At 36.0% G+C, this 15,711-nt stretch carries 16 protein-coding genes; all 16 read left to right on the forward strand.

The annotated features are described in order from the left end of the window. The first annotated feature begins 56 nt into the window (after positions 1–56). The 16 genes from NST60_RS24945 (at position 57) to merP (ending at position 15,706) form a co-directional block, all read left to right on the forward strand. Positions 57–632 (forward strand): hypothetical protein, encoded by a 576-nt coding sequence (locus NST60_RS24945; protein WP_047943199.1) that lies wholly within the window; start codon positions 57–59, stop codon positions 630–632. Continuing rightward, a complete protein-coding gene (locus tag NST60_RS24950; RefSeq protein WP_047943200.1) occupies positions 629–1,291 on the forward strand; it encodes a hypothetical protein in 663 nt (220 codons plus the stop codon). The genes NST60_RS24945 and NST60_RS24950 overlap by 4 nt, the downstream gene beginning before the upstream one ends. Continuing rightward, entirely contained in the window at positions 1,288–2,148 is an 861-nt protein-coding gene (locus NST60_RS24955; RefSeq protein ID WP_047943201.1) for a hypothetical protein, read from the forward strand. Before NST60_RS24950 ends, NST60_RS24955 begins: the two co-directional genes overlap by 4 nt. A gap of 73 nt (positions 2,149–2,221) precedes the next feature. After that, entirely contained in the window at positions 2,222–2,380 is a 159-nt protein-coding gene (locus NST60_RS24960) for a hypothetical protein (RefSeq protein ID WP_161798403.1), read from the forward strand. A gap of 97 nt (positions 2,381–2,477) precedes the next feature. Beyond that, positions 2,478–5,423 (forward strand): Tn3 family transposase, encoded by a 2,946-nt coding sequence (locus tag NST60_RS24965; RefSeq protein ID WP_047943202.1) that lies wholly within the window; start codon positions 2,478–2,480, stop codon positions 5,421–5,423. 273 nt (positions 5,424–5,696) lie between these two features. Continuing rightward, positions 5,697–5,900: a hypothetical protein gene (locus NST60_RS24970; RefSeq protein WP_047943203.1), complete on the forward strand. Its 204-nt coding sequence runs from the start codon at positions 5,697–5,699 to the stop codon at positions 5,898–5,900. Positions 5,901–6,038: 138 nt separating this feature from the next. Next, positions 6,039–6,269 (forward strand): hypothetical protein, encoded by a 231-nt coding sequence (locus NST60_RS24975; RefSeq protein ID WP_047943204.1) that lies wholly within the window; start codon positions 6,039–6,041, stop codon positions 6,267–6,269. A 257-nt stretch (positions 6,270–6,526) separates the two neighbouring features. Then, positions 6,527–7,786: a cytochrome P450 gene (locus NST60_RS24980; protein ID WP_047943205.1), complete on the forward strand. Its 1,260-nt coding sequence runs from the start codon at positions 6,527–6,529 to the stop codon at positions 7,784–7,786. A gap of 402 nt (positions 7,787–8,188) precedes the next feature. Beyond that, positions 8,189–8,554 (forward strand): ArsR/SmtB family transcription factor, encoded by a 366-nt coding sequence (locus NST60_RS24985; protein WP_047943206.1) that lies wholly within the window; start codon positions 8,189–8,191, stop codon positions 8,552–8,554. Then, positions 8,547–10,946, forward strand: a complete 2,400-nt coding sequence (locus NST60_RS24990) for a heavy metal translocating P-type ATPase (RefSeq protein WP_047943207.1) — start codon at positions 8,547–8,549, stop codon at positions 10,944–10,946. Before NST60_RS24985 ends, NST60_RS24990 begins: the two co-directional genes overlap by 8 nt. Positions 10,947–11,181: 235 nt before the next feature. Continuing rightward, a complete protein-coding gene (gene lpdA, locus NST60_RS24995; protein WP_047943208.1) occupies positions 11,182–12,600 on the forward strand; it encodes a dihydrolipoyl dehydrogenase in 1,419 nt (472 codons plus the stop codon). Between the two features lie 289 nt (positions 12,601–12,889). Further along, positions 12,890–13,879: an arsenic resistance protein gene (locus NST60_RS25000; RefSeq protein ID WP_082138368.1), complete on the forward strand. Its 990-nt coding sequence runs from the start codon at positions 12,890–12,892 to the stop codon at positions 13,877–13,879. A gap of 508 nt (positions 13,880–14,387) precedes the next feature. Beyond that, positions 14,388–14,786, forward strand: a complete 399-nt coding sequence (gene merR1, locus NST60_RS25005; protein WP_047943210.1) for a mercury resistance transcriptional regulator MerR1 — start codon at positions 14,388–14,390, stop codon at positions 14,784–14,786. 13 nt (positions 14,787–14,799) lie between these two features. Further along, entirely contained in the window at positions 14,800–15,060 is a 261-nt protein-coding gene (locus tag NST60_RS25010; protein WP_047943211.1) for a hypothetical protein, read from the forward strand. Then, positions 15,057–15,359: a mercuric transport protein MerT gene (merT, locus tag NST60_RS25015; RefSeq protein ID WP_047943212.1), complete on the forward strand. Its 303-nt coding sequence runs from the start codon at positions 15,057–15,059 to the stop codon at positions 15,357–15,359. The genes NST60_RS25010 and merT overlap by 4 nt, the downstream gene beginning before the upstream one ends. 50 nt (positions 15,360–15,409) lie before the next feature. Continuing rightward, complete coding sequence (merP, locus tag NST60_RS25020) at positions 15,410–15,706, forward strand: mercury resistance system substrate-binding protein MerP (protein ID WP_220040973.1); 297 nt, start codon at positions 15,410–15,412, stop codon at positions 15,704–15,706. Positions 15,707–15,711 lie beyond the last annotated feature (5 nt).

Raw genomic sequence — 15,711 nt, forward strand, 5'->3', positions numbered from 1 at the left:
GTTCTATAATAGAGCTGTTTATTCTGGGTTCTTTTTTTAGGGAGAGAAGTTGATTAATGGAAAGGGAAAACAGCTTTATTAACAAAGTTATTACTGCGTCCCTCTTAAGTGAAGGAGAAAAAGAAATACAATCAAGTTCGCGAAAACTTAAAGTTCCATTTAATAAGAAAAAAATTCTTTATTTATCTAACTTATTAGCAGAATACAAATTAGAAAATAGCGTGTCAGTGCAATTCAAAAAAGGAGAATTCACTATTCATAGTAATGCTTTAGGATTCTTCCTAAGCAATTGGTACATTAAAGACCATAAGATATTTAGTTATCGTGTTGATCCATCATTAATTGATAAGGAAGCTATCATAATTGCTGCTATTTTGTTTGGGGAACGAAAACAGGATTATATTAGCATACACTCCAGCATTCACAAGGATCATCTTAAAACTTTGTGCTTATGTATAAATAAAAACATCAATGTCCCAGTTTCTTTCCATGGGGATCGAATTAGAATTTTTAATGTTAAACAGTTCTTTATGAATGTTTTTAGAAATTCTTCGACTATTCATACAGCGGAACTTGTTGATTTTCTTACAGAACAAGAGAAAAAAGAAATAAAGGAAGGGAGTTTTTTATGAGATTTAAACCATTTTACTCTTCACTTTTGATCTCAGGTTTTATCATACTCTCAGGTTGTAGTAATGATCCATTTGTTAAGGAAGCGAAAAAAATAAATGAAACAAAGGATACACATGAAGAAACTGAAACTGATAGTAAATCCCAGGACTTAGAATCATTCTATAAGGATCAGGTACGGCCTTTAGATGAGGTTGTTGCTGAATTGGACGGTGAATCTGTCAAAATACTAGATAAGAAAGAAGTGGAAGTAAAATCTTCTTATGAAGATCCAGAGGAGTTTGCAAGGTATGCAGCCGATATCTTATACAAATTCCAATCTCTGCAAATTTCTCCTGAGGACTTCTACAAATTTATTTTAGACTATGGTAGTATTCAGACCGTTGAAGAATTACCACAAAAACACGATGCCATAAATATTTTCAAATCAATACAAGATTCCTATTTACAAGCTAATGTCAAAGGGGAGTCTTATGATATTACAGTAGTAAACTTAGATAGATTTAAAAGACAGGGGTACTTTTATCGCAAAGTATTAAGTACAGAAGGAATTAATTATTTTATTACTTCTATTTATAAAGAAGATGGTGCTTGGAAATATATTACTGATGAGCCATCAGATCCTTTTTATGAAGAATCCCAAGGAGGAAAAGAAAAATGAAAACTTTAGAAGAAATTCAGCAAAAAACAGAGGAAATGTTGATGTTACACTATCAAACAAATGGAGAGTTTAACAAAGATTTTTTTCTTTTGAACCAATATGTGCGTATACACCTTGAACAATTTATGGACGCAGAGAAAATTAAGGAATATGAGAATCATCTATTTAAAGTATCAAAATCTCTTTTATTTAATGGATATTTTATTGGGATGGAAATATTAAACAATCTAGAAGAGATATTTAAAGATGATGAAATATTTGAACAAAGTAATGCCAACCTTAAACAACAAACTTTTGATATGCTCCGTCAGGTCTTAGGTGAAAATGTAGAGGATACATTAATTACAGAACCACATAGAAAATTAACTGCAAAACTAGTAATAGAATATGAAAATATTCTTCCTACTTTATTGAACTATGCATTTTATACAACCGTTTTGGGTGTACAACTTGCCTTTCAAGATGAACGGGATAGAAGAGACATAAGTTTACCGAATCAAAATAAAGAGGGAGGAATATTAGCGAATATAGAAGATACACACTTCCTTTTTCCAGATGTATTTATGAATATTTCAGTTGTAAATAACAATGTAGAAGTATGGACAATTACCCAATCTTTTTGGAATGCTTTCGACAAGATAGGTGACATATTCGTGGCCGAAAATTCAGTTGGTGATCTCTATTTAAATGTGATAATGAAAAATTCATTATCTCTCGTTCAAAGAAACATGATTTTTAATCAAATTGAAGGTTTACTTAAAGAAAAATATAAGACGGGAAAATTAATTAAGACTATGGCAGTCGTTGAAGAGTTCTTTGATATTAGTGAAGAAGATTTCGGTGACATTGCATATTGAAATAAATTAAATAGAAATTTAAGACGAGTGTTGGTAAATAATAAAGTTCTTTAAAAATAAGGAGTATATTGTGATGATTCAATTAAATCATTATAAATATGAGCCAACATTGCATACTGGAAAACCTCAATGTGAAAAAGTGTTAGAATACCGATTCGCATACGAATACGAAGGTAATAGTTATCTTGTAGAAGGCCCAGTACCAGCGTTCGTGCAACCAGGGGCAAAGTAAATCTTTTTATTGATTCAGTCCTGAATCTAGGGACTTTTTTTATATTCTGAATTCCTATAAGATTTTGCTGATACGTATGATAAGGAGGAAAAACAAAGTGAAGCAAAATTGGGACTTAGAAGAACTTATTGAACATTTTACCGTTATTCCAGAAGAAATGCGTTTACTCGGAAACAGATATGGAGGAACACGACTGGGGTTTGCCGTTCTACTAAAGTTCTTTCAATATCAGGGACGTTTTCCAAAAGGGAAACAGGAAATAAGTAAAGATGTTATTCAATACATTGCCAAGCAAGTAGATGTACCTGCGGATTTATTTCAAGCGTACGATTGGGACGGAAGGTCAATTAAATATCATCGTGCTCAAATTCGCGATTACATGGGATTTAGGGACAGCACCCTTACTGATATGGAACAAGTAAAATCCTGGCTTCAGGCTAACATCTTACCGCAGGAGCTACAAATAGACAGAGTAAGAAAACATGTACTACATCACCTAAGAAAACAACAAATTGTTCCCCCAGCTCATGACCATTTAGATCGAAACATCAAGTCAGCCATTTATCAGTATGAGGACCGGATTTCTCAATCCATTTACTCTAAACTTTCTGATCACTCTCAATCTAAGTTAGATACATTTATACGTACTTGGTCCCATACAGAACAGATAGAAAAAGATCAAACCATTCTCAGTTTCCGAGAGCTTGTATCTGATCCTGGAAGAATCGGGTTAGACAGTTTATTTCAAGAGATAGAAAAACTACGAACAGTACGAGATATACAGCTTCCACCAAATTTATTCTACGGTGTTTCACCCAAGATGATCCGAACGTACAGACAGCGAGCTGTTTCTGAAGATATTAGAGAGTTGCGCAGGCATCCTGATCCGATCCGTTATACTTTATTGGCAGCTTTCTTTTGGTGTAGAGGTAGAGAAATTACGGATAACTTAGTTGAGCTCATTATCCAAATTGTTCATCGAATCGGTGCTCGGGCGGAACGAAAAGTAGAAAAAGAATTTTTACGGGATTTTCGTAAAGTAAGTGGGAAGACAAACGTATTGTTCCGCATGGCTGAAAAGGCAGTGGAACAACCAGACGGTATTGTGCGAGATGTTTTATTTCCTGTCGTAGGCGAAGATAAATTAAAAGATATTGTGAAGGAAATGAAACATACAGGTCCCTCCTATAAACAAAAAGTACATACTGTTATGAGATCCTCCTACGGTACTCATTACAGAAGAATGGTTCCAGCTTTACTTGATATTCTAGAATTTCAATCCAATAATGATGTGCATCGACCTGTGATAGATGCAATTGATTTACTTACACAATATAAGCTTACCAATCAGTATACATATAATGAAACAGATTATATCCCAATTGAAGGAATCGTTAAGCCAGGTTGGATTGATACGGTCATTGATAAAGAAACAAACCGTGTAAACCGAATGAATTATGAAATCTGTGTACTCCAAGCTCTGCGAGATCGATTACGTTGTAAAGAAGTATGGGTAGTCGGAGCTGATCGGTATAGAAACCCAGAGGAAGATTTACCAAAAGATTTTGAACAAAATAGAGAAAAACATTATGAAGCGCTTTGTAAGCCCCTTGAAGTACAAACACTTATTAACGAACTGAAACAGAGTATGAATACGGCTCTCGAGAAATTAAATAGAAGTGTTAAAAATAACTCCAAGGTACGTATATTGAGTAAGGGAAATGGCTGGATTTCTGTGTCACCTTTACAGGCACAGGCTGAACCGGTTAACCTAAATCTCGTAAAGGCAGAGGTCATGAAGCGTTGGCCCATGACCAATCTTTTGGATATTTTAAAAGAGGCAGATTTACGTGTACATCTGACAGATGTGTTCCAAACGCTAGGTAATCGTGAGATCCTTGATAAGGAAACACTGCAACGAAGACTTATTCTTTGCTTATATGGATTGGGAACAAACACAGGATTAAAGCGAATTGCGGCTGGTGAACATGGGGGAAGTTACAAGGACTTACTCTATGTACGGCGGAAATTCATCCATAAAGAGAACCTACGGCAAGCCATTTCAAAGGTAACCAATGCCATTCTAGATGCTCGTGTAACAGAAGTATGGGGTGAAGGAACAACTGCATGTGCGTCTGATAGTAAAAAGTTTGGGGCTTGGGATCAGAACTTGTTGACTGAATGGCATATTCGATATAGGGGACGTGGAGTAATGATTTATTGGCACGTGGAAAAGAACTCTACATGTATTTATTCGCAACTAAAATCCTGTTCTTCATCAGAAGTAGCTTCTATGATCGAAGGGTTACTTCGTCATTGCACAAATATGGAAGTAGAAAAAAACTACGTGGATACACACGGTCAAAGTGAAGTTGCCTTCGCTTTTTGTCATTTGCTTGGATTCCAACTAATGCCGAGATTTAAAGCCATTCATGCTCAAAAACTGTATCGTCCAGATGTAGGCATGCAAGACTCATATCCAAACTTACAGCCTGTTTTAACAAGAGCGATTAATTGGAGTTTAATTGAACAACAGTATGATCAAATGATTAAATATACAACTGCTTTACGATTGGGTACAGCTGAAACAGAGGCGATTCTCAAGCGTTTCACTCGTAATAGTGGGCATCCAACGTATCGGGCACTCAGCGAATTAGGAAAAGTGTTAAAAACGATCTTCCTTTGTGAGTATTTATCATCAGAAGAAGTCCGAAGAGAAATCCATGAAGGGTTAAATGTCGTTGAAAACTGGAACTCAGCCAATAGCTTTATTTTTTACGGAAAAGGAGGAGAAATTCAAACAAACCGAATGGAAGATCAAGAAGTCGCTGTACTTGCTCTCCATCTTCTTCAAAACTGTTTGGTGTTAATTAATACACTGATGATTCAAGAGGTACTTTTGGAACAAAATAAATCTCTTCTTCAAAAGTTAACTCCTGAGGATTTTAGAGCCTTAACACCATTAATCTATGCCCATGTAAACCCGTATGGGACATTTAAGCTAAACATGCAAGAACGTCTGCCAATTGAAAGATCTTCCTAAGAATTACGATATATCTTTTCTTTTTAAAGAGAAACTTACCGTCATGGGGTCCGGAAACGATTTAAAGAATAAGGGGTCACTATGAAAAACATCACCAAAAATCAAAAATTAGATGTTAAATGACCATAAATTGTGACAATTTGAACCCCCTTAGCGATTAAGGGGGTGATAACTAGAAATGTATAGAGTATTTATTATAACTAAATTATTAATTTAGATAGGCATGTTTAAACTTGACACCAAGTAAATATATATACTATGCGTGGTTATCTTATGGAGGTGTATGTATGCATAAATGTCATTGCTGCCAAGGCGCAGGATGTTGTCGTTATTGTGGTGGTGCTGGTATGTGCTGTTGTTGTAGTGGGAGAGGATGTCCTCATTGTCAGGGAAGTGGATGTTGTCCGTGTTGTCATGGTGGCAAAAGATGTGGTTGTTGTGGTGGATCAGGTGTTCAACCAATATAAAGCTTACTAATTCTATTAAAACGGGAGCTTGTTATCCTAAGCTCTCGTTTCTTATGTTTGTAGTGTTAGAAATCTAGTGAGTGTTAATTAGCGGTATAGTATAATACCATTGGACACATCAATCATTTTTACATAAGGGGGAAAAGGGTTGAGAAAAATAATATTTTCTTTAGCATTTTTAGTAGTGATGGCATTTAGTGGTTCTGTTTATGCAGCACAATCGGAAGAGATGGATTGTTGTCAATCAAAAAAAGAATGTATGGAAATGTGTGAGGAAATGAACTGTCAAATGGATTGTTGTGAAATGACAAAAAATGGAAAAATGAAAATGAAAGATTGTAAGAAAATGATGAAAAAATCAAATATAGATTGCTGTTAATTTAGTATAAAAGGATCTTCCAGTCGAAACAACCCATTGATTTTACTACATTTTAAACAGGGCACACTCAGAATAAACAAAAAAAATAAAAAGACCCTAATTTGGATTAGGGTCTCAGGCTGTCGACAAAGTCGGCAGCCATTTTCTTTATCTTGATAATGTTCAATATGTGGTATGTGATTCAAGTTTTTTTATGAGTAAATAGGGAAAAGTTACAAAGAATAAAAACATCACTAATGAAAATGGAGATGAATGATATGGCAGATACAAATCAAATGCCTCGGGAAGAGGGCATAGATCATAGCTTAAGCCTTATGAGAGAAGGATACATGTACATTTTGAACAGACGTAAAAGTTTTAATTCTGATATATTTGAGACCCGATTGCTAGGAAAGAAAGCGATTTGCATGGTAGGAAAGGAAGCTGCGAAAGTTTTTTATGACACTGAAAAATTCAAAAGGAAAGATGCAGCACCGAACCGGGCGGTTCAAACATTGTTTGGGAAGAATGGTGTGCAGGCATTGGATGGACAAGATCACAAACATCGGAAAGAAATGTTTATGTCCATCATGTCTCCTAAAGGACTTCAAAACTTAACAAACATTACAAAAATACAGTGGAAGACAGCACTAAATAAATGGGGACAGATGGATGAAGTTATTCTTTATGAAGAAGTAAAAGAAATCCTATGCAGAACAGCCTGCCAGTGGGCAGGTGTCCCGTTGGAAGAAGACGATGTTAAGGAATTGACAAAAGACTTGGCGGCGATGTTCGAGTCTCCGGCTGCCGTTGGTCCAAATCATTGGCTAGCGAGAAATGCAAGAAATAAAGTAGAAAATTGGATTGGTGAGTTAGTTGATAAGGTGCGTAATGAGGAAATAAATCCTCCAGAAGATACAGCTTTACATATATTTGCCTGGCATCGCGATTTAGAAGGGAATCTTTTGGATACCGAGACTGCTGCTGTGGAAGTGATCAATATCTTGAGACCTATTGTGGCGATCGCTATATTCATCAATTTCACTGCGCTGGCATTGTATCATTATCCGGAAGAAAGGGAGAAACTTGAATCCCGTGATGAAAAATATGCTCAGATGTTTGTACAGGAAGTTCGCCGTTTTTATCCGTTTTTTCCGTTTGTCGTAGCATTGGTAAAAAAAGATTTCACCTGGAACGGCTATAAATTTGAAGAAGGCACATTAACTTTACTGGATCTTTATGGCACAAATCATGACCCTGAAATTTGGGAAAACCCAGATTTGTTCAGTCCTGATCGGTTTGCTAAATGGGAAGGAAGCCCATTTGGCTTCATTCCGCAGGGTGGTGGTGATTACTTTATGGGTCATCGCTGTGCTGGAGAGTGGGTCACCATTGAAGTCATGAAAGTAAGTCTTGATTATCTGGCCAAGCGTATGGAATATGAAATTCCTAACCAGGATTTAAGTTACAGCATGGTGAGCATGCCAAGTATTCCCCATAGCAAAGTAGTGATAAAGAATGTTAAACGAAAGTTATAATTACACTAAATTTTCGTAGATAATTAGCTTATTAAGTACGCCTTTTGCCGAACAAGATAAATGACAAAAGTTGATTTCTTAATCACAGAAGTCTGTTTTATAAGGAAGACACCTTAATTAATGGAGAGTCAGCCGCAAAGCCTATTTTTCTCTAATAAAGAGATAAATTGGGCTTTTTATATTGAAAAACTCTTCAAGTTTTAAAACTGGCACCCTGACAATATTTCTAGTGTATCCAACATAAAAAGGAAATTAAATTTAGTTATAAGAATAATTAATTACTGCAAACTAAAGAAAACCTGCTTTTTATGCAAATTATATTCAAACGTATATTTGACTATTTGTTTTTGTTCACATATAATAATATTCAAATGAATATTTGATTGATATGAGGTGAAAAATTTGCAATATGATGCATGTGAAGTTACGTGTATAGATGAAGAAAAAGTCAAAAGAGGTAAAAATGAACTACTCCAACAAAATCCTATGGATGTAGCCAAAGTTTTTAAAGCTTTATCGGATGATACTAGGATTAAGATTGCGTATACTCTTTCTTTGGAAGATGAATTGTGTGTATGTGATGTAGCAAATATTGTTGGTGCTACAACTGCCACAACATCTCATCATTTGAGGTTACTTAAAAATCTTGGATTAGCTAAATATCGAAAAGAAGGTAAGTTAGTTTACTATTCATTAGATGATGATCATGTAAAGCAACTAATACAGGTTGCATTTGCACATCAGAAGGAGGTTGTAAAAATTGTCTGAAGCAAAAGCATTAGAGGCTGAAAAAAATGTTTATCGCGTTCAGGGGTTTACATGCGCAAATTGTGCAGGGAAGTTTGAAAAAAATGTTAAAAAACTTCCAGGAGTTCAAGATGCAAAAGTGAATTTTGGTGCATCTAAGATATCCGTTTACGGTGATACAACGATTGAAGAACTAGAAAAAGCTGGTGCATTTGAGAACCTTAAAGTGGCTCCTGAAAAACCAAGGCGGGAAGCTAAACAAGAGGTTAAAGAGGATAAAAATGTTTACCGTGTTGAAGGATTTACATGTGCAAACTGTGCTGGGAAATTTGAGAATAACGTAAAACAGCTTCCAGGAGTTCAGGATGCAAAAGTAAATTTTGGTGCATCTAAGATATCTGTTTACGGTGATGCAACAATTGAAGAACTAGAAAAAGCCGGTGCATTCGAAAATCTTAAAGTGACTCCTGAAAAATCGGCTCGCCAAGTTTCACAAGAGGTAAAAGAAGATACGAAAGAAGAAAAAGTGCCGTTTTATAAAAAGCATAGTACTCTACTTTATGCTTCCTTATTGATTGCTTTTGGTTACCTTTCCTCGTCTGTGAACGGAGAAGAGAACATTGTTACTACCTTATTGTTTTTAGCATCCATGATTATTGGAGGGTTGTCACTTTTTAAAGTCGGTTTGAAAAATTTACTACGCTTTGAATTTGACATGAAAACCCTTATGACAGTAGCTGTTATAGGTGGTGCTATTATTGGAGAATGGGCAGAAGTTGCCATTGTTGTTATTCTCTTTGCAATCAGTGAAGCACTTGAGCGATTCTCTATGGACAGAGCAAGACAATCGATTCGTTCATTAATGGATATCGCTCCTAAAGAGGCACTCGTTAGACGTAATGGGCAAGAAATAATGATTCATGTCGATGATATTGCTGTTGGGGATATTATGATTGTCAAACCTGGTCAAAAGATTGCGATGGATGGTGTAGTCGTAAGTGGCTACTCTGCAGTCAACCAAGCAGCTATTACCGGTGAATCAGTCCCTGTTGAGAAAACAGTTGATGATGAAGTATTTGCAGGTACATTAAATGAAGAAGGATTACTTGAAGTAAAAATAACGAAACTTGTAGAAGATACAACGATTTCTAAAATTATTCATCTTGTAGAGGAAGCACAAGGAGAACGGGCTCCTTCGCAAGCATTTGTCGATAAATTTGCAAAATATTACACACCGATCATTATGATCATTGCAGCATTAGTTGCTATCGTCCCTCCTATATTCTTTGATGGTAGTTGGGAAACATGGGTTTATCAAGGATTAGCTGTTCTTGTTGTTGGTTGTCCTTGTGCGTTGGTCATATCGACTCCGATTTCTATCGTTTCAGCGATTGGGAATGCCGCAAAAAAAGGTGTCCTTGTAAAAGGCGGAGTGTATTTAGAAGAAATGGGTGCCTTAAAGGCTATTGCATTTGATAAAACAGGTACATTAACAAAAGGTGTCCCAGCTGTAACTGATTTTAATGTGTTGAACAAACAGATAAATGAAAAAGAATTACTATCCATCATTACTGCATTAGAGTATCGTTCTCAGCATCCACTTGCATCTGCGATTATGAAAAAAGCAGAAGAGGAGAACATTTCTTATTCTGACGTACAGGTAGAGGACTTCTCTTCTATTACAGGTAAGGGTATCAAAGGTATTGTAAACGGGACTACTTATTACATTGGAAGTCCGAAACTCTTTAAAGAATTAGCAATTTCTAATTTCGATAAAGACTTAGAACAAAATGTTACTACACTTCAAAATCAAGGTAAGACAGCCATGATTATTGGAACCGAAAAAGAAATACTTGCAGTTATTGCAGTTGCTGATGAAGTTCGTGAATCAAGTAAGGAAATTATTCAAAAGTTACATCAACTTGGAATCAAAAAAACAATTATGCTTACAGGTGATAACAAAGGTACTGCTAATGCTATCGGAGGGCAGGTTGGAGTATCTGATATTGAGGCAGAACTAATGCCACAGGACAAATTAGACTTTATTAAACAGTTGAGATCTGAGTATGGCAACGTAGCTATGGTAGGAGATGGTGTCAATGATGCACCTGCATTGGCGGCCTCAACAGTTGGAATTGCAATGGGTGGAGCTGGTACAGATACAGCCCTGGAAACGGCAGACGTCGCTCTAATGGGTGACGATCTAAGAAAACTTCCATTCACTGTAAAACTTAGCCGAAAAACTCTAAATATAATCAAAGCTAACATTACTTTTGCAATTGCTATTAAATTTATTGCCTTACTATTGGTTATCCCAGGTTGGTTAACGCTCTGGATTGCTATCCTTTCTGATATGGGTGCAACCCTTCTGGTAGCACTAAATGGTTTGCGACTAATGAGAGTGAAAGAATAAAGGGAAAAGGGCTAAAAAGGGCTTTCCAGACAGATTGGAAAGCCCTTTTCTAAAAATGATCTCATTAATAGTATAACTTCTAAATATCCAGCCTAATTAAAAATGGAAAGATTGGGTATAAGTAAAACAGCAGCTTTTATATTACATATTGGTATCCACATGGGACAAAAACGCTTTCATCCTTAATTTAAAATAATTCTTTTCATTCTTTATAAAATCGAAGGAGGAAACTGAAATGACTGTTGAAGGAAAAAATGATGTAGATCTGTTAGTTATAGGCGCAGGATCAGGAGGTTATGTAGCTGCCATACGTGCTGCTCAGTTAGGGAAAAAAGTGGTTTTGGTGGATAAAGCAGAACTAGGAGGGGTTTGCCTTAACCGTGGTTGTATACCTTCAAAGGCTCTTATTAGTGCTTCTGAACGAGTAAAACACATAAAACATGCCAACTCAATGGGAATAAAGGTTTCTGGTGAAGTTGAAGTAGAGATGCCAGAAGTAGTGAAGTGGAAGGACGGTATAGTAAATAAACTAACGAATGGAGTTCGGACTTTACTGAAAGGCAATGGAGTGGAAGTCATTAGTGGGGAAGCTTATCTTACTGAACCCTATGTTGCCAAAATCAAAATTGGTAACGAAGAAAAATTCTTTTCATACAAAGACTTAATCCTTGCGATAGGATCATTACCTACTGAGTTAAAAAGTATGCCATTTGATAGAAAAAGAATTATCTCTTCAACTGAGGCATTGATGCTTCAAGAAGTACCAAAACATTTAGTTGTAGTAGGTGGTGGTTATATCGGTTTGGAATTGGGTACTGCTTATGCTAAATTCGGAGCTAAAGTGACCATCCTTGAAGGATCAGATACAATTCTTCCAGGTACGGACCCTATGCTTACAAATGTAGTAAAACGTCATTTAAAGGAACTTGGAATCACAGTTATAACGAATGCTTTAGTCCAAGGTGGAGAAAATACAGGCGATGAAGTAAATGTTCAAGTTCAGGTTAATGGGAAGGAAGAGATAATTAAAGGGGATTATTGCTTAGTTTCCATTGGAAGAAAACCGAACACAGGAAAAGTTGGATTGGAAAATATCGGGGTTGAATTAGATCAACGCGGTTTTATTAAGATAAATAATACATGTCAAACAAATGTTGAACATGTATATGCGATCGGGGACTGTGCTGGTGGTTACCTCCTTGCTCATAAAGCTAGTTATGAAGGTAAGATAGCTGCAGAGGTAATAAGTGGGCTAAAAAGTGTAATTGATTTTCAGGCAATGCCTTTTGTTATTTTTAGCGATCCTGAAGTAGCCTATACAGGTTTAACGGAGAAGGAAGCAAAGGAAGAAGGATATGAAACGGTCTCTAGCCGTTTTCCATTCCAAGCTAACGGCAGAGCTTTATCTGTTTCGGATGCCGATGGTTTTGTACAAGTTGTGGCGGATAAAGAATCTAATCGGGTTTTAGGTGTACAAATGGTAGGGCCAGAAGTATCATCTCTTATTGCTGAAGCAGTTTTTGCAATTGAGTCAGGGGCAACGGCAGAAGATCTCAGCCTTACAATTCATGCACACCCAACTTTACCTGAACCACTCATGGAAGCAGCTGAAGGCGTTATGGGACATGCTATTCATATGCTGAATAAAAAATAATTCGAACAGTTAGAGCATATTTAATTTAACTAGGCCTGCACAATCATACGTGCAGGTCGAATTATTTATTTTGGAGTGACGATTAATGGAAATCATTAATGTTGGATGTATTAAAGAATGGATTGAAGTGTGAATGTCTTACTTGGTCGGAATGTTTCACAAAGGTTCATTCAAATGGCACTTGTTGTTAAAACGTGATAGAAGAATGAAGGTATTTTGAAAAAGATAAAAGCTTACTTAACTGAGAAACAATTCGAAAAGATAGTATTAATAAAGGATGATTTTAAAAGTGAATATTACTAGAGAAAAGTTAGAAAATCAACAAATTTGGATCTATGGTATATCGCTTCTGTTTGGAGGGATTCTAGGTATCTCAAACGAGGATTTAGGAAAAGGCTTAGATTGGGCTATTTCGCCACTCATAGCCATTCTCATGTATGGAATGTTTGCACAAATTCCATTCTTAAAACTACGTGAGGCAATTTCAAATCTCAGATTCATGGCGGCATTACTAATTGGAAATTTTATAGCTGTGCCTATAATTGTTTGGATATTAACAATGATATTTCCACAATCTCCACCAATTTTATTAGGCGTTTGTTTGGTTTTACTTACGCCATGTATTGACTACGTAATAGTCTTTACTCAACTTGGAAAGGGAAATGAGAAATTAATGTTAGCTTCCACGCCTATTTTGTTTGTAGTACAAATGATATTACTTCCATTGTATTTATGGCTATTTATAGGTGAAGAAATGGGAGGAGTTGTTCATATAGAGCCATTCCTAGAAGCTTTTTTATTACTAATAGTTACGCCTTTAATATTAGCGATCATTACTCAATTGTGGGCTAAAAAGACAGCACTAGGTGAGAAGGTATTAGATATTACAACGTGGTTCCCCGTACCATTTATGGCTTTAGTATTAATTGTGGTAGTGACTTCCCAAATTGGTAAGGTATACAGTGATTTCGAAATTATTGTGCGTGTGATTCCGATATATATTTTGTTTTTAATCATTACACCATTTATATCGCGTTTTATCGCATTTGTGTTCAAATTAGATATAGGTGCAGGAAGAGCATTAATCTTTAGTACTGGAACAAGGAACTCCCTTGTAGTTCTTCCTTTAGCATTAGCTTTACCCGATTCTTGGGCAACGTTAGCTGCAGCTGTGATTGTTACACAGACCATTGTGGAGTTGATCGGAGAATTATTCTATATCAAGGCTATACCTAAATTGATACTGAAAGATCATACTGATTACAAAGAGGGACTTTAAGTAATATTAATGTTTGATTGAGAGAGGGAAATGAATATATCAATAGTTTCTTCTTTTACTAAACCAGTTAATAGAAGCTTTAGTGATCTACAACAATCATGCGCGATTGTAGAGCAACATAGGTAGAAAATGATCAAACTTTTTTATAAAAACCAAACTTAAATCTGCTGGATAAGAATCCATTTTGATCAAACTTTTTTCAAAAATGGATTCTTTTTATTTATCGTAAAATATGGGTTTGCGAGGTATTTTTGATCAAACTTTATTTCAAAGCAACACTTAAACAAGATACTTCCACAAACGGACGCTTTAATGAAGCAACGAAAAAAGCCTAATTTCTCAATTTATTGGGACATTGGGCTTTTTATATTTACTTATAGTGCAAAATCGCGTTTAAAAAACGTGCAATTTATCTCTTAAAGTCACAGTTAATCGATAAAATATAAATAATACTATTCTTGACCCTATACCATGGTACAGGGTTTATACTTTATATGAGGTGAGATAAATGCAATTTCGTATTGGAGAACTGGCTGAAAAGTGTAGCGTTAACAAGGAGACCATACGATATTATGAACGTTTAGGATTAGTTCCAGAGCCTGATCGTACCGAAAAAGGGTACCGAATGTATTCAGAACCAACCGTCGATCGGTTGAATTTTATCAAACGGATGCAGGAACTGGGATTTACCTTAAACGAAATTGATAAATTGCTAGGGGTCGTCGATCGCGACGAAACCAAATGCCGTGATATGTATGATTTCACTGTTCTTAAGATAGAGGACATCCAGCGTAAAATTGAAGATCTTAAGAGAATTGAACGAATACTGGTGGATCTTAAAGAAAGATGTCCCGAAAACAAAGATATTTACGAATGCCCTATTATTGAAACACTGATGAAGAAATAAGAGGTGAAACAGGATGAAAAATACAATAAAAAGCACAGGTTGGTTTCTTGTCGCTCTAATCACATGCCCATGCCATCTGGTTTTACTGCTTCCGTTGTTTGCAGGAACAGCATTGGCATCATACTTCACGGAATATAAAGATATTATTTTCATCATGATGGGTCTGTTGTTCGTTTTTGCTCTTTTTATGGGTTGGAGGAAACTTAATCCAGAAACAAAGAAAGAAAGCACAACGACACATGATTGTTGTAGCATGGAGAGGTTTAAAGCATGAAGGAAAGAGTGTCGCAATTAGCTACCATCTTTTCGGCTTTTGTTATGGCTGGATGCTGCCTGGGCCCGTTGATTTTTATCCCCCTGGGATTAACCGGTTTTGCCGGAGCATTAGCCTTCTACTCATTGAAATATCGATTATTGTTTAGCATCGTAACGATTATCCTTCTTGCTTACTCCTTTTACATGGTTTATGGAAGAAAGGGAAAAAGAAAAAGTTCTATCATCGGCTTATGGATCACGACATTTTTCGTTTTTTGTATGTTTCTTTTTTTATTTCTAGTTGAAGGTGGATTATAAAAATGAGGTGTTTATATGAGAGTACACTTAATTAGGATTAATTATCCCTTCTGTTAGTGGTTAGTGCGTGTAGTAACGAAAAAGAAGCACAAAATACTATAGATGCTAAGGAGCATGTAAAAGCTACCATTGAAAAAACTAAAACAGGGACATTTACGGTTTTGGGGATGGATTGTTGTCCGCCTTCAGTTGTCAAAGATGTTTTGAAACAAGTGAATGGTGTTGGCAAAACAGCCATTAAAGTCAGTGGAAGTAAGGGGAAAGTAACAGTATCTTATGATGATAAGAAAACGGATTTAAAATCAATTAAGTTGGCAGTGTCGGATTTAGGGCTTGGAGTCGAGTAAAAGGA

The organism is Niallia sp. FSL W8-1348, assembly GCF_038006745.1.
Classification (GTDB): domain Bacteria; phylum Bacillota; class Bacilli; order Bacillales; family Cytobacillaceae; genus Niallia; species Niallia alba.